We start from the raw sequence: 19,181 nt of genomic DNA on the forward strand, positions 1-19,181 counted from the left end.
TGCTTGCCTGGGGGCCCGGCCGCACACCCGCGGCCACAGCCGACCTCACAGGAGCACACACCCATGGCCGCACCCCGGGAACCGGACCGCGCGAAGGTCGAAGCCTTCATGGAAAAGGCGCTCGGGGACCTCAGCGGAGCCATGGCCACCGCCCTGTGCGCCATCGGCGACCGGCTCGGCCTGTTCAAGGCCCTCGCCGCCCACGGCCCGGCCCGCAGCCAGGACCTGGCGGACCGACTGGACCTGCGCGAACGCTACGTCCGCGAATGGCTGCGCGGCCTCACGGCCGCGGGCTACCTCACCGAGCCCGAACCGGGCACCTTCGCCCTGCCCCCCGAACACGTCCCCGCACTCGCCGCCGAATCGGGACCGATGTTCCTCGGCGGCGTCCACCAGATGCTCCCCGGCCTCTGGCAGCCCTACGAACAACTCGTGGAGGCCTTCCGGACGGGCGGCGGCGTACCGCAGGCCGCCTACCCGCCGTCCGTCTGGGACGGAATGAGCCGCTTCTCCGGCAGTTGGTTCGAGAGCGTCATGATCGACGACTGGCTCTCCACCTTCCCGCACGTTGTCGGCAAGCTCGAACGCGGCAGCCACGTCGCGGACGTCGGCTGCGGCGCGGGCCGCGCCCTGATCGTGCTCGCCAAGGCGTTCCCGCGCTCGCGCTTCACCGGCTTCGACGTCTTCCCGGCCCAGGTCGAACGCGCACGCGCGGGCGCCCAGCAGGCGGGCGTCGCCGACCGGGTCTCCTTCCGCGTCCTCGACGTCGCACAGGGCCTGCCCGACCGCTACGACATCGTCACCACCTTCGACGTCATCCACGACGCCGCGGACCCCCGGAGCCTGCTGGCCTCCATCAGGGCCGCCGTCAAGGACAACGGCGACTACCTCATGCTCGAGGTCAACTCCCGGGACCGCCCCGAGGACAACACCGGCCCCGTCGCCTCACTCCTGTACGGGTTCAGCGTCTTCTACTGCATGACCACGTCCCTGGCCGGAGACGGCGCCGCCCTCGGGACCTGCGGCCTCCCCGAGGAGACCGTCCGCACCCTCTGCGCCGAGGCCGGCTTCCGCGAAGTCACCCGTTCCCCCGCCGAAGACCCCTTCAACGTCCTCTACGACGTCAGACCCTGACCGGCCTCGAACGCCAGCAGCCGCACCTTGCGCTCGACCCCGCCGCCGTAGCCGGTCATGCTGCCGGAGGCACCGATCACCCGGTGGCACGGCACGATGATCCCGACCGGGTTCTTCCCGTTGGCCAGACCCACCGCACGCGAGGCGTTCGGCTTGCCCAGCTTCGCCGCCAGCTCCCCGTACGACCACGTCTCGCCGTACGGGATCCGCGCCAGCTGCTCCCAGACACTGCGCTGGAACTCGGTGCCCTCCAACCGGAGCGGGAGGTCGAACTCGGTCAGCTCCCCGGCGAAGTACGCGGCCAACTGGCGCACCACTTCGGGGAACGGCTCCTCACCGGCCGCCACCCGCTCCCCGAAGGCCTCCTCGGCCGGCCGGTGGCGCTGCCCCGTCATGTAGAGGCCGCTGAGGACGCCGTCCGCGGCGACCAGGGTGAGCGGACCGTAGGGACTGTCGACGACGGTGTGCTGCTTGACGTTCATGGATGCTCCTCAGACCGGCAGGTGGTTGATGGGGTGGGCGTCCGTGGCCCACAGGTACTGGACGGCGTACGCGCGCCACGGCCGCCAGCCGGCGGCCCGCGCCGTCAGCGCGGACGGCGTCGACGGCAGGCCGAGCCCCTGCGCCGCGCGCCGCACGCCCAGATCGGACGGCAGGAACGCGTCCGGGTCGCCCAGCGCCCGCATCGCGATCACCTCGGTGGTCCACGGGCCGAAGCCCGGCAGCGCCGAAAGCAGGGCGCGGGCCGCGTCCCAGTCGCTGTCGATGCCGAGCGGCAGCGAACCGTCGGCCAGCGCCGACACCAGGGTGGTGAGCGTGGCCCGCCGGCTGCGCGGCAGGGCCAGCGACTCCGGGTCGAGCCCCGCGAGGGCCTGCGGCGACGGGAAGAGGTGCGTCAGCCCGCCCAGCGGGTCCTCGACGCGCTCCCCGTACGCCGTGACCAGCCGGGCGGCGTGCGTGCGCGCCGCCGCGGTGGACACCTGCTGGCCCAGCACGGCCCGTACGGCGAACTCCGCCGCGTCGACCGTGCGCGGGACCCGGCGCCCCGGGGCCTTGTCCACGAGCGGCGCCAGCAGCGGGTCGGAGCGCAGCTGCTCGTCGACGGCCTCGGGGTCCGCATCGAGGTCGAGCATCCAGCGGCAGCGGCTGATGGCGATCGTCAGGTCGCGCAGGTCGGTGAGGGCCAGGCGGCAGCCGATGTGGTCGGGCTGCGGGGTCAGCGCCACGACGCCGGTGCCGTGGGGGAGGCGCAGGGTGCGGCGGTAGGCGCCGTCGCGCCACTCCTCGACGCCGGGGACCGCGGTCGCGGCCAGGTGCCCGAAGAGGTTGTCGGGGTTCAGGGGAGCCCGGAACGGCAGCCGCAGGCTGATGGTCCCGGGGATCCGGGGCGGGGCGTCCTTCTTCCGCCCGGCCTTCACGGACCGATCCCGCAGCTCGCTCGGGGAGAGGGCGAAGACCTCGCGGACGGTGTCGTTGAACGTGCGGATGGAGGAGAAGCCGGCGGCGAAGGCGACGTCGCCCATCGGGAGCTCGGAGGTCTCGATGAGCAGCCGTGCGGTCTGGGCGCGCTGGGCCCTGGCCAGGGCGAGGGGGCCGGCGCCGAGCTCGGCGCCCAGCTGCCGTTCGACCTGGCGGGTGGAGTAGCCGAGGCGGGCGGCCAGGCCCGGGACGCCCTCGCGGTCGACGACCCCGTCCTGGATGAGCCGCATCGCCCGGGCGACGGCGTCGGCGCGGGCGTTCCACTCGGGGGAGCCGGGGCTGGTGTCGGGTCGGCAGCGCTTGCACGCGCGGAACCCGGCCTGCTGGCAGGCGGCGGCGCTGGGCAGGAAGGTCATGTTCTCGACCTTCGGCGGCACGGCGGGGCAGCTGGGCCGGCAGTAGATCCGGGTGGTCAGGACGGCGGTGAAGAACCAGCCGTCGAAGCGGGCGTCCTTCGACTGCACGGCCCTTACGCAGCGCTCGGTGTCGGTGTGCATGGCTCCAGGATCCGGGGCGTGGTGCCCGGCGGCTGGCGGTTTTCCGACATCAAGGCTAACCCTGCCGGGGGCTCGGCGGGGTGTGGTGGCGGGTCCGCGGGGTCGGGCGGGGCCGTGGCCGGCGGCGGGGCGGGGGCCGTCCGGGGTAGGCATGATTTATGGCCCCCTGGCCGGATGGGAAGGCGCCCCGCGACAAGGGCCACAAATCACGTTTTACACCCCGGACGGCCCCCGCCCCACCACCGACCCCGTCCCCGCCCTCAGGCCGCCCCGTCTCCTTCCTCGTGGCGCCCCGGCCCCGGCCCCTCCTGCCTCAGGCCGGCCCCACCGCCCCTACTGGGGCCCGCGTACCGCCCTCCCGCCCGGGGGGGCCGGAGGTGCCCGGAAGGAGCCCTGGAGTGCCCCCCGTGGGCCCCGGAGGGCCCCCTCCGGGGCCCACGGGGGCGGGAAGGCTACGGGGGCCGGTCGGGGGCGGGGTCGGGGGCGGCGGTGGGGCGGGGAGGGTCCGGGGTGTAAAACGTGATTTGTGGCCCTCGTGTGCGGGGTTCCCTGGTGTCCCGCTCGGGGGCCATAAATCATGCCTACCCCGGACCCTCCCCGCCCCGCCGCAGGTCCCGGCCCCGCCCCCCCGCCGCCGCCCGGCCCCGCCCTGCCCCCGGACACGCAGAGGGCCCCCGGATGCCCATGGCATCCGGGGGCCCTCATCGGTACAGCTAGCGCAGCGACGTGGCGCGGGCTTCGCGGCGGTTGTGGCGGAAGGTGTTGGCCCTCCGCGTCGTCGCGAACAGCGGAATGGTCGCCGCCATCGCGATCTGCAGCGCACAGCCGGTCTGGAGCAGCAGCTGACCGCCCGGGGCGTCGAACGCCCAGGCCGCCAGCAGCCCCATCGCGCCGATGATCCAGCAGAGCATCGCCACCGCGAGGACACCCCGCGGCTTGGGGTACTCGACCCGGCTCACCATCAGCCACGCCACCCCGATGATCGCCAGCAGCGTCGGGATGAACGGGAGCTCCAGCAGCACGATCGAGACGACCGTCAGCGCGCCGAACGGGCTCGGCATGCCCTGGAACATGCCGTCCTTCATCGTCACGCAGCTGAATCTCGCGAGGCGGAGCACCACGGCGAGCAGCACCACGATCGCGGCCAGCGCCGACATCTTCTGGTCCGCGTCGACGGCGACCATGCCGTAGACGAGGACGAAGTAGGCCGGGGCCAGACCGAAGCTGATCAGGTCGGACAGGTTGTCCAGCTCGGCGCCCATCGGGGAGCTGCGCAGCTTGCGGGCCACGATGCCGTCGAAGAGGTCGAAGACCGCGGCGAGCAGCATCAGTATCACCGCCGTGGCGGCGCTGTTGCGGGCCATGCCCGTTTCGCCGCTCCCGGTCAGGTGCGGGATGAGGATTCCGGTGGTGGTGAAGTACACCGCCATGAATCCGCACGTGGCGTTGCCGAGGGTGAGGGTGTCCGCTATCGACAGCCGCAGCGAGAGCGGCATGTCGTCCTCTGCGGACTCCTCCTCGGCGGACTCGGGCACCCAGCCGGTGGCCGGAGTCTCAGGGTCAGTCACGGTCAATTCGTGTCACCCCCGCGGTGGTGGCCTGACCGACCTCGACCGCGACCTCGACGCCCTCCGGGAGGTAGATGTCGACGCGGGAGCCGAAGCGGATCAGACCGATGCGTTCGCCCTGCTCCACCTTGGTGCCGGCCGGCAGGTACGGGACGATGCGCCGGGCGACGGCGCCGGCGATCTGCACCATCTCGATGTCACCGAGCTCGGTGTCGAAGTGCCAGACAACGCGCTCGTTGTTCTCGCTCTCCTTGTTGAAGGCCGGGACGAATCCGCCGGGGATGTGCTCCACGGACGTCACCGTGCCCGCGAGGGGCGCGCGGTTGACGTGGACGTTGAGCGGGCTCATGAAGATCGCGACCCGGGTCCGTCCGTCCTTCCACGGCATGATGCTCTGCACCACACCGTCGGCGGGCGAGATGACACGGCCCTGAGCGATCTCACGCTCCGGGTCGCGGAAGAACCACAGCATGCCCGCGGCGAGCGCGGTTGCGGGCACGGCCACAGCGGCCCAGCGTCCGGACTTGCGGGCCCGGGTGAGGCTGAGCGCCGCGGTGGCGACGGTCGGCAGAAGCCACGGCGATGCTCCGCGGGCGAGACGTACGCCGAGTCGGCTGTCGCGGGATGCAGAGGTTTGGCTGTGGGGCATGGATGACCTTCGTAGCGGGTGATTGCCGCGCCGCAAACAGGGGGACGGGACGGCGGCTTTACTGGAATGCTATCGGTTGCGCGCAACAACTGGGCAAGCCAGAAGCCGAGTCGATGACCGCCGGCCAGTGACTGGTAGTGACCTTGCTGCGACGGACCCGGGGAGGATCCGCCGCAAAAGGTACTTTCAGCCCTGGAGTCGGTACTCCTCGAGCAGGCGTCGCCCGATGATCATTTTCTGGATCTCGGCGGTACCCTCGCCGATCAGCAGCATCGGGGCCTCGCGGTAGAGGCGCTCGATCTCGTACTCCTTCGAGAATCCGTATCCACCGTGGATCCGGAAGGCATCCTCCACGACCTCCTTGCAGTACTCGGAGGCGAGGTACTTCGCCATCCCTGCTTCGAGGTCGTTTCGTTCCCCGGAGTCCTTTTTGCGTGCTGCATTCACCATCATCGCATGAGCGGCTTCGACCTTGGTAGCCATCTCGGCCAGCTTGAACTGGATGGCCTGGTGCTCGGCGATCGCCTTGCCGAAAGTGTGACGTTGCTGGGCATACGAGACACCCAGTTCGAAGGCACGCTGAGCGACGCCACAGCCACGGGCCGCCACGTTGACGCGGCCGACCTCGACGCCGTCCATCATTTGGTAAAACCCTCGGCCTGTCTGTCCGCCGAGGACGCGATTGGCCGGAATGCGCAGTCCGTCCATGATGAGCTCGGTCGTGTCGACGCCCTTGTAGCCCATCTTGTCGATCTTGCCGGGGATGGTCAGGCCCGGGCGGACCTCACCGAAGCCGGGCTCCTTCTCGACGAGGAAGGTCGTCATCGACTTGTGGGGCGCGGTGCCCTCGGGGTGTCCTTCGTCACTTCGCACGAGAACGGCCACCAGGGTGGAGCTGCCGCCGTTCGTCAGCCACATCTTCTGGCCGTTCAGGACGTACTCGTCGCCGTCCTTCACCGCCTTGGAGCTGATGGCCGACACGTCGGAGCCGAGCGCCGGCTCGGACATCGAGAACGCGCCGCGCACCTCGCCGAGGGCCATGCGCGGGAGGAAGTGGTCCTTCTGCTCCTGCGTGCCGTGCTGCTTGAGCATGTACGCCACGATGAAGTGCGTGTTGATGATGCCCGAGACGGACATCCAGCCGCGTGCGATCTCCTCGACGCACAGGGCGTAGGTGAGAAGCGACTCACCCAGGCCGCCGTACTCCTCCGGGATCATCAGCCCGAAGAGGCCGAGCTCCTTGAGACCGTCGACGATCTGCTGCGGGTACTCGTCGCGGTGCTCCAGCTCGGTGGCGACCGGGATGATCTCCTTGTCGACGAACTCGCGGACGGTCTTGAGGATCTCCCGCTGGACGTCGGTCAGCCCGGCGGTCTGGGCGAGTCGGGCCATGGCTACTTCTCCTGGGTCTTCAGCTGGGGGCGGCCGGGCTGCTCGCCGCCGCGCTCCTTGATGTACGTCTCGGTCGGGACCATCACCTTGCGCCGGAAGACGCAGACGAGGGTGCCGTCCTGCTTGTAGCCCTTGGTCTCGACGTAGACGATGCCGCGGTCGTTCTTCGACTTCGACGGGGTCTTGTCGAGGACCGTGGTCTCGCCGTAGATCGTGTCGCCGTGGAAGGTCGGCGCCACGTGCCGCAGGGATTCGATCTCCAGGTTGGCGATGGCCTTCCCGGAGACGTCCGGCACGGACATGCCGAGCAGCAGCGAGTAGATGTAGTTGCCCACGACCACGTTCTTGCCGAAGTCGGTCGTGTTCTCCGCGTAATTGCTGTCCATGTGGAGCGGGTGGTGGTTCATGGTCAGCAGACAGAAGAGGTGGTCGTCGTACTCCGTGACCGTCTTCCCGGGCCAGTGCTTGTAGACCGCCCCGACCTCGAACTCCTCGTACGTGCGTCCGAACTGCATCGGGATCAGGCCTCCGGGATCTCGAACTTGGTGGTGCGCTCCATGCCCGCGGCGCGGCCCTTGCCCGCGATGACCAGGGCCATCTTGCGGCTGGCCTCGTCGATCATCTCGTCGCCGAGCATCGCGGAGCCCTTCTTGCCGCCGGCCTCCGACGTGCACCAGTCGTACGCGTCGAGGATCAGCTCGGCGTGGTCGTAGTCCTCCTGGGAGGGGGAGAAGACCTCGTTGGCCGCGTCGACCTGGCCGGGGTGCAGCACCCACTTGCCGTCGAAGCCCAGCGCCGCCGCCCGGCCGGCCACCTCGCGGTAGGCGTCCACGTCGCGGATCTGGAGGAAGGGGCCGTCGATCGCCTGGAGGTTGTGCATGCGGGCCGCCATCAGGATCCGCATGAGGATGTAGTGGTAGGCGTCCGCCGGGTAGCCGGGCGGCTGCATGCCCACGACCAGGGACTTCATGTTGATGGAGGCCATGAAGTCGGCCGGGCCGAAGATGATGGTCTCCAGCCGGGGCGAGGCGGCGGCGATCTCGTCGACGTTCACCAGGCCCTTGGCGTTCTCGATCTGCGCCTCGATGCCGATCTTGCCGACCTCGAAGCCCATGGTCTTCTCGATCTGGGTCAGGAGGAGGTCGAGGGCCACGACCTGCTGGGCGTCCTGGACCTTCGGCAGCATGATGCAGTCGAGGTTCTGGCCGGCGCCCTCGACGACGGTGACGACGTCGCGGTAGGTCCAGTGGGTGGTCCAGTCGTTGACGCGCACGACGCGGGTCTTGCCGGTCCAGTCGCCGTTGTTCAGCGCGTCCACGATGGTGTGGCGGGCGCCTTCCTTGGCGAGCGGGGCGCAGGCGTCCTCCAGGTCCAGGAAGACCTGGTCGGCCGGCAGGCCCTGGGCCTTCTCCAGGAACCGCGGGTTCGAGCCGGGCACCGCGAGGCAGGAGCGACGCGGGCGAAGGCGGTTCACCGGGTGGACTGGCGTGGTCATGCGGGGACCTCCGTGCTTGCAACGAGTGCGTTGTCTGTGTCGAGGGGGGCGAGCTTGTTGGCCTTGCGGATCTCGTCGACGATACGGCCGATGATCTCCGTGATGCCGAAGTCCTTCGGGGTGAAGACCGCGGCGACCCCCGCGGCCTTGAGCGCGACGGCGTCGGCGTTCGGAATGATGCCTCCGACGATGACGGGGATGTCACCCGCCCCCGCCCCGCGCAGCCGCTCCAGGACGTCCGGGACGAGGGCGCTGTGCGATCCGGACAGGATGGACAGTCCCACGCAGTGCACGTCCTCGGCCAGCGCGGCGGAGGAGATCTCCTCCGGCGTCAGCCTGATGCCCTGGTAGACCACCTCGAAGCCGGCGTCGCGGGCGCGGACGGCGATCTGCTCGGCGCCGTTGGAGTGCCCGTCCAGGCCGGGCTTGCCGACCAGCAGGCGCAGCCGGCCCGAGCCGAGCTCGTCGGCGGTGCGGGACACCTTCTCGCGGACCTCGTGCATCGGCGTGCCGGGCTCGGCGGTGACCGCGACGGGGGCCGAGGAGACGCCGGTCGGGGCCCGGAACTCGCCGAACACCTCCCGCAGGGCGCTCGCCCACTCGCCGGTGGTGACACCGGCGCGGGCGCACTCCAGGGTGGCCTCCATCAGGTTCTCGGTGCCCGCCGCGGCCTCCTTGAGGCGCTCCAGCGCCTGCTGGGTGGTGGGGAAGACGAACGGGTCGCCGTTCCCCTGGCGGTCCGAGGACTCCTGGCGCTCGGCGCGCCAGCGGCCGATGCGCTCGACCGTCAGTGCCTCCACGGCGGCGTCGACCGTCATGATGGCGCCGTCCAGGTCGGCCGTGAGCGGGTTCTCCTCGGTCTGCTCGAAGCAGTTGACACCGACGATCTTGTCCTCGCCGGCCTCGATCCGCGCCCGCCGTTCGGCGTGCGAGGAGACCAGCTCGCCCTTCAGGTAACCGGACTCGACGGCCGCCATGGCGCCGCCCATCTCCTGGATCCGGTCGATCTCGGCCAGGCAGTCGGCGACCAGGGAGTCGACTTTGGCCTCGATGACGTGGGAGCCGGCGAAGATGTCCTCGTACTCCAGCAGGTCGCTCTCGAGTGCGAGGACCTGCTGGATGCGCAGCGACCACTGCTGGTCCCAGGGCCGGGGCAGGCCCAGCGCCTCGTTCCAGGCGGGCAGCTGCACCGCGCGGGCGCGGGCGTCCTTGGAGAGGGTGACCGCGAGCATCTCCAGCACGATGCGCTGGACGTTGTTCTCGGGCTGCGCCTCGGTGAGTCCCAGGGAGTTGACCTGGACGCCGTAACGGAAGCGGCGCTGCTTCGCGTTCTCGATGCCGTAGCGCTCCTTGGTGACCTTGTCCCAGATGCGGCCGAAGGCGCGCATCTTGCACATCTCCTCGATGAAGCGGACGCCCGCGTTCACGAAGAAGGAGATACGGGCGACGACCTCGCCGAAGCGCTCCTCGGGAACCTGCCCCGAGTCGCGCACCGAGTCGAGGACGGCGATCGCCGTGGACATCGCGTACGAGATCTCCTGGACCGGGGTGGCCCCGGCCTCCTGCAGGTGGTAGCTGCAGATGTTGATCGGGTTCCACTTCGGGATGTGGTTGACCGTGTACGCGATCATGTCGGTCGTCAGCCGCAGGGACGGCCCCGGCGGGAAGACGTGCGTCCCGCGCGAGAGGTATTCCTTGACGATGTCGTTCTGGGTGGTGCCCTGGAGCTGGGCGATGTCCGCGCCCTGCTCCTCGGCGGCCACCTGGTAGAGCGCCAGCAGCCACATGGCGGTGGCGTTGATCGTCATCGAGGTGTTCATCTGCTCCAGGGGTATGTCCTGGAACAGCCGCCGCATGTCGCCCAGATGGGAGACCGGGACGCCGACCCGGCCCACTTCGCCGCGGGCGAGGATGTGGTCGGGGTCGTAGCCGGTCTGCGTCGGCAGGTCGAACGCGACCGACAGGCCGGTCTGGCCCTTGGCGAGGTTGCGGCGGTACAGCTCGTTGGACGCCTCGGCCGTGGAGTGGCCGGCGTACGTCCGCATGAGCCACGGACGGTCCTTCTGGCGCTCTGTCATCTCAGGCTGTCCCTTAGGCCTTTGAACGGTCTCAGACGTTGCGGAAGCGGTTGATGGCGTCGAGGTGCTTGGCGCGCATCTCGTGGTCGCGGACGCCCAGGCCCTCCTCGGGGGCCAGCGCGAGGACGCCGACCTTGCCCTGGTGGAGGTTGCGGTGGACGTCGTAGGCGGCCTGGCCGGTCTCCTCCAGGGAGTAGACCTTCGACAGCGTGGGGTGGATCTTGCCCTTGGCGATCAGGCGGTTGGCCTCCCACGCCTCGCGGTAGTTGGCGAAGTGCGAGCCGACGATCCGCTTCAGCGACATCCACAGGTAGCGGTTGTCGTACTGGTGCATGTAGCCCGAGGTCGATGCGCAGGTGGTGATGGTGCCGCCCTTGCGGGTGACGTAGACCGAGGCGCCGAAGGTCTCGCGGCCCGGGTGCTCGAAGACGATGTCGATGTCCTCGCCGCCGGTCAGCTCACGGATCTTGGAGCCGAAGCGCTTCCACTCGCGGGGGTCCTGGGTGTGCTCGTCCTTCCAGAACTTGTAGCCCTCGGCGTTGCGGTCGATGACCGCGGTGGCACCCATGGACCGGCAGATGTCGGCCTTCTCGGGGGAGGAGACGACGCAGATCGGGTTGGCGCCGCCGGCCAGGGCGAACTGGGTGGCGTAGGAGCCGAGGCCGCCGCTGGCGCCCCAGATCAGGACGTTGTCGCCCTGCTTCATGCCGGCGCCGTTGTTGGAGACCAGCTGGCGGTAGGCGGTGGAGTTGACCAGGCCGGGGGAGGCGGCCTCCTCCCAGCTCAGGTGGTCGGGCTTCGGCATCAGCTGGTTCGACTTGACGAGCGCGACCTCGGCCAGGCCGCCGAAGTTGGTCTCGAAGCCCCAGATGCGCTGCTCGGGGTCGAGCATCGTGTCGTTGTGGCCGTCGGAGGACTCCAGCTCGACGGACAGGCAGTGCGCGACGACCTCGTCGCCCGGGTTCCAGGCGTTGACGCCGGGGCCGGTGCGCAGGACGACGCCCGCGAGGTCGGAGCCGATGACGTGGTACGGGAGGTCGTGGCGCTTGGTGAGCTCCGACAGGCGCCCGTAGCGCTCCAGGAAGCTGAAGGTGGAGACGGGCTCGAAGATCGACGTCCACACCGAGTTGTAGTTGACCGAGGAGGCCATGACGGCCACCAGCGCCTCGCCCGGGCCCAGCTCGGGGAGCGGGACGTGGTCCAGGTGCAGGGACTTGCGCGGGTCCTTCTCGCGCGTGGTGAGCCCGGCGAACATCTCCGCCTCGTCCTTGTGCACGGTGACCGCGCGGTAGGAGTCGGGGAGCGGCAGGTTCGCGAAGTCTGCGGCGGTGGCGGACTGCGACTGAATCGCGTCCAGGATGTCCTTCACGGTGAGCCTCCGGCTAGCGCTGATGAGGGTGCGCTGAGGTGAACGGGTGCGTGGAGCGGGTGCGGTGTGCCGTCGGTCCGGCTGTGCTGTGGTGCTGGGCGCCGCCCGTGGTGGGGCGTGCGGGTGCCTGGTGACGCAGGCGGTCCGGGGCGCGTTCCGTGCCGTGTGGGCGTGGGTCGCGGGGACATCCGGACGAGATTCAACGTATGGCACCCCGTGTCACCCGGCAAGGCACCGCGTGCCAAAACTTTCTCTCATTTGCCTATTGACCTGCGCAGATGAGCGATGATCGATCAGTGTTACCGCCGAGTAGGGGCAAGCCGGACATACGAAAGCGGCCGCCCCCTCCTCGGGGACGGCCGCTGTGACGAGCATCGCTTCCGGCGGTGCTACCTCGCGCGCAGTGCCTCTTCGATGGTCCGCATGACCTCGTCCAGGGGGGCGTCGGTGCGGGCCACCGCCACCAGCACCTCGCCCTCCGTACGGACGGCCGCCGGCGCGGACGGCGCCGCCGGGCTCAGGGTGCGGCCCGCGCCGATCCCCGTGCCGAAGGTCTTGCGCACGATCGAGAAGGCGTGGTCCAGCTGCGCCTCCACGTCGCCCTGGCCGCCGGCCCGCAGCCAGCGCCGCAGCACGTGGTTGTGGGCCGTGACCACCGCCGAGGCGGCCACCTCGGCCAGCAGCGGGTCGTCGTTGCCGTCGTGGTGGTCGGTCTCGTCGAAGTGCGCCAGCAGGTAGCGCGTGAACAGCCGCTCGTACCGGGCCACGGAGGCGATCTCCCGCTCCCGCAGCGCCGGCACCTCGCGGGTCAGCCGGTAGCGCTCCACCGACACCGCGGGCGAGGCGGCGTACATCTTCATGACTTCCTTGATCCCGCGGCACACCGTGTCGAGCGGGTGCTCGTGCGCCGGGGCCACGTCCAGGACCGCCTCGGCACGGATCAGGGTGTCGTCGTGGTCCGGGAAGATCGCCTCTTCCTTCGACCGGAAGTGCCGGAAGAACGTCCGCCGCGCGACGCCGGCCGTCGCGGCGATCTCGTCGACCGTCGTCGCCTCGTACCCCTTGGTGGCGAACAGCTCCATGGCCGCCGTGGCGAGCTCGCGGCGCATCTTGAGCCGCTGGGCGGCAGCCCGGGTGCCGGCCGCGCTCTCCGGGGCGTCGGCGGCCGAGGAGGCGCGGGGCGAGGTCTTGGCGGGCTGGGACATAGAGCGAAAGTACTTCATTCGCGCAGGGGAGCGCGCCTGAGGGGGGTGGGAGAGGGGTGGATGCGGGGGAGAGCCCGCACTGGGCTCGGGAGGGTCAGTCCGCCGTGAGGGTCCGGCGGACCCGAGCAGCCCTCCCCACGCATCCGGCTCATGGCCCGCTGGGTTACCGCCGGGCGTACTCACGGAATCCGCGGCCGGTCTTCCGGCCCAGGCAGCCCGCCGCCACCAGGTGCTCCAGCAGCGGGGACGGGGCCAGGCCCGGGTCGCGGAACTCCTTGTGGAGGACCTTCTCGATGGCCAGCGAGACGTCGAGGCCGACCACGTCGAGCAGCTCGAACGGCCCCATCGGGTAGCCGCCGCCCAGCTTCATCGCCGCGTCGATCTGGTCGAGGCTCGCGTAGTGCTCCTCGACCATCTTGATCGCGTTGTTGAGGTACGGGAACAGCAGCGCGTTCACGATGAAGCCGGCCCGGTCGCCGCAGTCCACCGGGTGCTTGCGCACCTTCACGCAGATCTCGCGGACCGTGGCGTGCACGTCGTCGGCCGTCAGGACGGTCCGGACCACCTCGACCAGCTTCATGGCGGGGGCCGGGTTGAAGAAGTGCATGCCGATCACGTCCTGCGGACGCGAGGTCACCCGCGCCACCGCGATCACCGGCAGCGAGGAGGTGGTGGTGGCCAGCACCGCACCCGGCTTGCAGACCTTGTCCAGCGCCGTGAACAGCTCCTGCTTGACCGCCAGGTCCTCGGCGACCGCCTCCACCGCCAGGTCCACCTCGGCGAAGGCGTCCAGCGACCCGGCCGGGGTGATCCGGCCCAGGGTCTCGTCCGCCGCCTCCTGCGTCAGCCTGCCCTTGGACACCGCACGGCCCAGGGACTTGCCGATGGCGGCCTTGGCGGCCTCCGCCTTCTCCTGGCTGCGCGCCGCCAGCACCACGTCGAACCCGGACTGGGCGAAGACCTGCGCGATGCCGCTCGCCATGGTGCCGGAACCGGCCACGCCGACCGAGCTCACCGGGCGGCCCGCGCCCAGCAGGGACCCGTCCAGCGGGGTCTGCAGGTCGCGGACGATCACCGAGCTGCCCGGAGCCTCGTACGTGTAGAAGCCGCGCCCGGACTTCTGCCCCGCCAGCCCGGCCTCGGCCAGCTGCCCCAGGATCGGGGCCGGGGCGTGCAGCCGGTCGCCGGAGGAGGCGTACATGGCCTCCAGGACCGTGCGGGCCGTGTCCACGCCGATCAGGTCGAGCAGCGCGAGCGGGCCCATGGGCAGGCCGCAGCCGAGCCGCATCGCCGCGTCGATGTCCTCGCGGGAGGCGTACTTCGCCTCGTACATGGCCGCGGCCTGGTTGAGGTAGCCGAAGAGCAGGCCGTCCGCGACGAATCCGGGCCGGTCGCCGACCGCCACGGGCTCCTTGCCGAGCTCGCGGGCCAGCTCCGTGACCGCTTCCACGGCCGTCGGGGCGGTCAGGACGCAGGAGACGACCTCGACCAGCTTCATCGCCGGGACCGGATTGAAGAAGTGCAGGCCCAGCACGCGCTCGGGGCGCTGGGACTCGGCGGCGAGCCGGGTCACCGACAAGGCGTTGGTGCCCGTGGCCAGGATCGTGTCGGGCCGCACGACCGCGTCGAGCTCGCGGAACACCTGCTGCTTGACCTCGTACGACTCCGGCACGACCTCGATGACGAGATCGGCCTCGGCCGCGGCGGCCAGGTCGGTGAAGGTGCGGAAGCGGGCCAGGACGTCCGCCCGCTCCTGCTCGGTGAGGCGCTCCCGGGCGACGGAACGCGCGGTCGCCGCGGCGAGGGAGGCCGAGGCCCGGCGGGCGGCGCTCTCGCTGATGTCGATGCCGATGACCTCGCGGCCGGCCCGGGCGAGGACCTCGGCGATGCCGGTGCCCATCGTGCCGAGGCCGACGACGGCGATGGTCTGGAGGGTGGGCTGACTGGACTGACGGTCCATCGAGGGACTCCAGTGGAAGAGGGTGACGACTGAGGGGGCGCGCGGCGCACAGCGCGCGCGGATGCCGTACGGAATGCCGTGCGGTGAGGAGCCCGGGCAGGAGCGGCCCGGACGGGAACCCGGCGGGAAGGGATCCCGGGGGTTGGAAGCGGCAGGACCCTGTCCCGGGGTCGTACCGTGCATGCGAAACGAACCGACCGACACGAGGCGGCTGCGTCACCAGGCCGCCCTCGTACGTGTTGCAACGACAGTAACTCGCCGGTAACTCATGCGCCAGAGCGCGGAGATGTGACCTGTACCGCCGAAATGTACCGATCATCGATCATCGATCAGCCGGGCCTGATCATCTGTGGGAACCCCGCGTGCCGACCGCCCCGCCCCCCTAGGGTGGGCCGCGTGAACGACGTGCTGGAGCGCCTGCGGGCGGAGGCGGGCGGGGCGCCCGAGTACGAGGTCCTGCTCGCGGCCGGCCCCGACGCGCTGGCGGACTCCCTGACCTCGGCCGGGCTGCCCCTGTGGGCCCGCGAGCTGGCCGCGTACCGACTCGGGCTCGCCGGGGACCGGCGCGCCTTCGAATCCCTCGTGCTGCTCCTCAACCACCGGGACCCGCCCCGCTGCGCGGCCGCCGCCGAGGCTCTGGCCGTCCTCGGCGACCCGCGCACCGCCCGTGCGGCGGCGGCCCTCGCCACCAACGGCCTGCGCACGGCCTACGCCCTCCAGCCGGTCCGGCTTCTCACCGCGCTGCGCGCCCCCGAGTCCGTACCGGCCCTGCTCGCCACCCTGTCGCGGCTGCTGTCCCCGAACGACCCCTACTGGCGGGTGGCCCTGGCCTGCGTCGAGGGCCTGGGCGCCCTCGGCGACCCCCGCGCACGCGAACTCCTCGCCCGCGCCCAGTCCCACCCCCGGCTGGCGGTGGCCGCGACGACCGCGCTGCGCGGCCTGCCTCCGGACACCCTCTAGACCGGTGCACCGCGGCCGGGCCGGGGCCGTCGCCGACGGCCCCGCCCCGCCCGCCGAGGGTCAGCCGCGGAAGCCCAGCAGGCCGTGCAGGGCGGCGCCGCCCGCCGAGGACGGCACGGCCCGGGTCGCCGTCGTCGGCTGCGGGGCCGCCTGGGCCGGGCAGGTGGCGTCCGCGGCCTGCCCGGTCCTGAGGTAGGCCGCCACCTTCTCGTCCAGGCACTTGTTCCCGCTCAGGGCGATGCCGTGGTTGCCGCCGCCCTCCTCGACCACGAGGGCCGACCCCGACAGCTTCTCCCGCATGCTGACCGCGCCGTCGAACGGGGTCGCCGCGTCGTCCGTCGCCTGCAGGAGCAGCGCGGGCGGCAGATCCGCGTTGGTCACGTCCGGGGCCTGGAGCGGCTCGGTCGGCCAGAACGCGCACGGCGCATTGTACCAGGCGTTGTTCCAGGTCATGAACGGCGCCTTGGTGTGGGTTCGCCACATGTCCGCACGCCACTCGTTCCAGTCCCGGGGCCAGGCCGAGTCCCGGCACTGGACCGCCGTGTAGACGCTGTAGCTGTTGCCCGCCGAGGGCTCCACCGCGCCGAACCGCTCGTACGCCGCCACCAGGGGCTTCGGGTCCTTCTTCACCGCGTACGCGGCGAAGGCCTCGGCCAGGTTGGGCCAGTAGCCGTTGTAGTAGCCGCCCGGCATGTAGGTGTCCTCCAGCTCCGACGGGCCCACCTTGCCGCCGGCCGGGGTCCCGCGCAGTGCCTGCCGCATCGCGTACCAGCGGGCCTCGACCGCCGCCGGGTCGGTGCCGAGCCGGTAGGTGGCGTCGTGCCGGGCCACCCACGCCAGGAACGCCTTGTGGCGGGCGTCGAAGGCGAGGTCCTGGGAGAGGTTGTCCTGGTACCAGACGCCGTTCGGGTCGACGACGGAGTCCAGGACGAGCCGGTGCACGCGGCCCGGGTGGAGCTTGGCGTACACCGCGCCCAGGTAGGTCCCGTAGGAGTAGCCGAAGTAGCTGATGCGCTCCGCGCCGAGGGCGGTGCGCAGCACCTCGATGTCCCGGGCGGCCGAGACGGTGCCGATGTGCGGCAGCACGTCCGCGTGCTTGGCGCCGCAGGATTCGGCGAAGGCCCGTACGCGGTCCAGGTTGGCCTGCTCGGTGGCCGCGTCCTGGGGCACGGAGTCGGGCCGTACCGGGGAGAAGTGCCCGGACCCGCAGTCGAGGGCGGGCTCGCTCTTGCCGACGCCCCGGGGGTCGAAGCCGATGACGTCGTACTGCGCGGCCACGTCCTTGGGCAGGGTGGAGGCGACGAACCCGGCGAGCGCGCGCCCGCTGCCGCCCGGACCGCCCGGGTTGACCAGCAACGGGCCCTGGGAGGTCTTGGCGGTGTGGGGGACCCGGGTCAGCGCGAGCGTGATCGTCCGGCCGGCGGGCCGGTCGTGGTCGAGAGGCACCTTGAGGGACGCGCACTGCAGCGTCGGGTAGCGGGGCGTCGCGCAACCGGTCCAGCGCAGGGCGGCCTGCGCGGCCGCCGCGGCCGGGACGGGTGAGGCCGGGGCGGCCGTCACCGGACTCGCGAGGGCGGCGGCGACGGTGGAGATCGCCAGCAGGACGGCGGCGCGCTTCTTCAAGGGGTGGAGCATGGGGCCTCCCAGCCGAGGGTTCTGGGCGGAATCGTCCCGGAAACCACGCCTGGAAGGCGGGATTGGAAGGGCTATTGGCCCGATGTGATGACCGTTCAGGGCGTGATGGACGTCAGAGGAGGGTGAGCTGGGTGGCCCCGGCCGGCTCGGGTCCCTCCGGGCGTTCGGGGCCGGCGGTCCCGCGCGCCGCGCCCCGCCGGGCCGGGCCGATACCGAATTCGGCCGCCAGTTCGTGGACTTGGCGGGTGATCATGCGCTGGTACCAGGTGGGCGCGTACGAGCCGCCCGCGTACATCCGCTCGTAGCGCTCGACGAGGTGCGGGTGGTGCTCGCCCAGCCAGGCGGTGAACCACTCGCGGGCCCCGGGCCGCAGATGGAGTACCAGGGGTGTCACGGAGGTGGCGCCGGACTCGGCGACGGCCCGCACGGTGGCCCGCAGCTGCGCGGGGGAGTCGCCGAGGAAGGGGATCACCGGGGCCATCAGCACCCCGCACTCGATCCCGGCGTCGGTCAGCGTCCGTACGGCGTTCAGCCGGGCGGCGGGGGAGGGCGTCCCGGGCTCCACGGTCCGCCACAGGGCCGTGTCGGTGAAGCCGACGGAGACCGAGATCCCGACCTCGGCGACCTCGGCGGCCTCGCGCAGGAGCGGGAGGTCCCGCAGGATCAGCGTGCCCTTGGTGAGGATCGAGAAGGGGTTGGCGCGGTCGCGCAGGGCCTCGATGATCCCGGGCATCAGCCGGTAGCGGCCCTCGGCGCGCTGGTAGCAGTCCACGTTGGTGCCCATGGCGATGTGCGCGCCGGTCCAGCGGGGCGCGGCGAGCTCGCGGCGCAGCAGTTCGGGGGCGTTGGTCTTGACGACGATCTGGGAGTCGAAGCCGAGGCCGGTGTCGAGGTCGAGATAGCTGTGCGTCTTGCGGGCGAAGCAGTACACGCATGCGTGGCTGCAGCCGCGGTAGGGGTTGACGGTCCACTCGAACGGCATGCGCGAGGCGCCGGGGACCCGGTTGACGATCGACCGGGCCCGCACCTCGTGGAAGGTGATCCCCCGGAACTCGGGGGTGTCGATGGTGCGGGTCACGACGGCGCCGGCCCCGAAGAGCGCGGCCGGCCCTGCGGGGCCGTCGGTCAGGTTCTCCCAGCGCATGGTGCGCCTCCCTTGCTGGCTCTGCCGAGAGAATAGAACAGATGTTCCCATGATCGTGCGGGCGTGGAACCTTGCCGGTCGGCGGCCGACCCGGATTTGGGCCACCGCCCCGGAGGTGGTTGGCTTCGCCGTGACGAGCGGACACAACTGCTGGAGGAACAGGTATGGCGCAGGTCGAGGCCACCACGGAGCGCATCATCGGGGCCGACGCGGAGACGGTCTTCGACACGCTGGCCGACTACAGCGGAACCCGGGGCAAGCTGCTTCCCGAGCACTTCAGCGAGTACGAGGTGCGTGAGGGCGGCGACGGCGAGGGCACCGTGGTGCACTGGAAGCTCCAGGCCACCAGCAAGCGCGTGCGCGACTGCCTGCTCGAGGTCACCGAGCCCACCGACGGGCAGCTCGTGGAGAAGGACCGCAACTCCTCCATGGTCACCACCTGGGTGGTCACCCCGGCCGGCGAGGGCCGGTCCAAGGCCGTCGTCACCACCGTGTGGGACGGCGCCGGCGGCATCGGCGGCTTCTTCGAGCGCACCTTCGCGCCCAAGGGTCTCGGCCGCATCTACGACACCCTGCTGGCGAACCTCGCCGCGGAAGTCGAAGGCAAGGCCTGAGC

General features: G+C 71.2%; 16 protein-coding genes. 3 read left to right on the forward strand and 13 right to left on the reverse strand.

Annotated features, from left to right (window positions below; translation table 11 throughout):
- Positions 1 to 63 precede the first annotated feature (63 nt).
- Complete coding sequence (locus E6U81_RS12010) at positions 64 to 1,134, forward strand: class I SAM-dependent methyltransferase (protein WP_168714609.1); 1,071 nt, start codon at positions 64 to 66, stop codon at positions 1,132 to 1,134.
- Here E6U81_RS12010 and E6U81_RS12015 read toward each other — a convergent pair.
- From E6U81_RS12015 to E6U81_RS12070, 11 genes are all read right to left on the reverse strand, one after another.
- Positions 1,116 to 1,616, reverse strand: coding sequence for a methylated-DNA--[protein]-cysteine S-methyltransferase (locus E6U81_RS12015; protein ID WP_136230066.1), 501 nt, complete (start codon positions 1,614 to 1,616; stop codon positions 1,116 to 1,118). The two genes, E6U81_RS12010 and E6U81_RS12015, sit on opposite strands and share 19 nt — an antisense overlap.
- A gap of 9 nt (positions 1,617 to 1,625) precedes the next feature.
- Complete coding sequence (locus tag E6U81_RS12020) at positions 1,626 to 3,110, reverse strand: AlkA N-terminal domain-containing protein (RefSeq protein ID WP_136230067.1); 1,485 nt, start codon at positions 3,108 to 3,110, stop codon at positions 1,626 to 1,628.
- Between the two features lie 713 nt (positions 3,111 to 3,823).
- Positions 3,824 to 4,645 (reverse strand): CDP-diacylglycerol--serine O-phosphatidyltransferase, encoded by an 822-nt coding sequence (pssA, locus tag E6U81_RS12030; protein ID WP_185559593.1) that lies wholly within the window; start codon positions 4,643 to 4,645, stop codon positions 3,824 to 3,826.
- Positions 4,646 to 4,670: 25 nt separating this feature from the next.
- Positions 4,671 to 5,327 (reverse strand): phosphatidylserine decarboxylase, encoded by a 657-nt coding sequence (locus tag E6U81_RS12035; RefSeq protein WP_031158098.1) that lies wholly within the window; start codon positions 5,325 to 5,327, stop codon positions 4,671 to 4,673.
- 186 nt (positions 5,328 to 5,513) lie between these two features.
- Positions 5,514 to 6,719, reverse strand: coding sequence for an acyl-CoA dehydrogenase family protein (locus tag E6U81_RS12040; protein ID WP_030027413.1), 1,206 nt, complete (start codon positions 6,717 to 6,719; stop codon positions 5,514 to 5,516).
- Between the two features lie 2 nt (positions 6,720 to 6,721).
- Complete coding sequence (locus E6U81_RS12045) at positions 6,722 to 7,234, reverse strand: MaoC family dehydratase (protein ID WP_030715386.1); 513 nt, start codon at positions 7,232 to 7,234, stop codon at positions 6,722 to 6,724.
- A gap of 5 nt (positions 7,235 to 7,239) precedes the next feature.
- Positions 7,240 to 8,214 (reverse strand): CoA ester lyase, encoded by a 975-nt coding sequence (locus E6U81_RS12050; protein WP_030010164.1) that lies wholly within the window; start codon positions 8,212 to 8,214, stop codon positions 7,240 to 7,242.
- Positions 8,211 to 10,292: a protein meaA gene (locus E6U81_RS12055; protein ID WP_136230068.1), complete on the reverse strand. Its 2,082-nt coding sequence runs from the start codon at positions 10,290 to 10,292 to the stop codon at positions 8,211 to 8,213. The genes E6U81_RS12050 and E6U81_RS12055 overlap by 4 nt, the downstream gene beginning before the upstream one ends.
- Before the next feature lie 31 nt (positions 10,293 to 10,323).
- A complete protein-coding gene (gene ccrA / locus E6U81_RS12060) occupies positions 10,324 to 11,661 on the reverse strand; it encodes a crotonyl-CoA carboxylase/reductase (RefSeq protein ID WP_136230069.1) in 1,338 nt (445 codons plus the stop codon).
- 389 nt (positions 11,662 to 12,050) lie between these two features.
- The gene (locus E6U81_RS12065; RefSeq protein WP_136230070.1) at positions 12,051 to 12,866 is read right to left on the reverse strand and encodes a TetR family transcriptional regulator; all 816 of its coding nucleotides are present in this window, start codon (positions 12,864 to 12,866) and stop codon (positions 12,051 to 12,053) included.
- Between the two features lie 163 nt (positions 12,867 to 13,029).
- On the reverse strand, positions 13,030 to 14,826 hold the full coding sequence (locus E6U81_RS12070) for a 3-hydroxyacyl-CoA dehydrogenase (protein ID WP_136230071.1): 1,797 nt from the start codon (positions 14,824 to 14,826) through the stop codon (positions 13,030 to 13,032).
- Positions 14,827 to 15,222: 396 nt separating this feature from the next.
- Here E6U81_RS12070 and E6U81_RS12075 point away from each other — a divergent pair, with 396 nt between their 5' ends.
- Positions 15,223 to 15,786, forward strand: a complete 564-nt coding sequence (locus E6U81_RS12075) for an adenylosuccinate lyase (RefSeq protein ID WP_136230072.1) — start codon at positions 15,223 to 15,225, stop codon at positions 15,784 to 15,786.
- Positions 15,787 to 15,846: 60 nt separating this feature from the next.
- On the opposite strand, the gene E6U81_RS12080 is transcribed toward E6U81_RS12075, so the two are convergent.
- Together E6U81_RS12080 and E6U81_RS12085 are read right to left on the reverse strand one after the other, a co-directional pair.
- The gene (locus E6U81_RS12080) at positions 15,847 to 17,421 is read right to left on the reverse strand and encodes an alpha/beta hydrolase (RefSeq protein WP_136230073.1); all 1,575 of its coding nucleotides are present in this window, start codon (positions 17,419 to 17,421) and stop codon (positions 15,847 to 15,849) included.
- Between the two features lie 112 nt (positions 17,422 to 17,533).
- Positions 17,534 to 18,565, reverse strand: coding sequence for an Rv2578c family radical SAM protein (locus tag E6U81_RS12085; protein ID WP_136230074.1), 1,032 nt, complete (start codon positions 18,563 to 18,565; stop codon positions 17,534 to 17,536).
- 164 nt (positions 18,566 to 18,729) lie between these two features.
- Here E6U81_RS12085 and E6U81_RS12090 point away from each other — a divergent pair, with 164 nt between their 5' ends.
- Positions 18,730 to 19,179, forward strand: coding sequence for an SRPBCC family protein (locus E6U81_RS12090; RefSeq protein WP_136230075.1), 450 nt, complete (start codon positions 18,730 to 18,732; stop codon positions 19,177 to 19,179).
- Positions 19,180 to 19,181 lie beyond the last annotated feature (2 nt).

Source organism: Streptomyces sp. A0592, from assembly GCF_004795115.1.
GTDB lineage: Bacteria > Actinomycetota > Actinomycetes > Streptomycetales > Streptomycetaceae > Streptomyces > Streptomyces erythrochromogenes.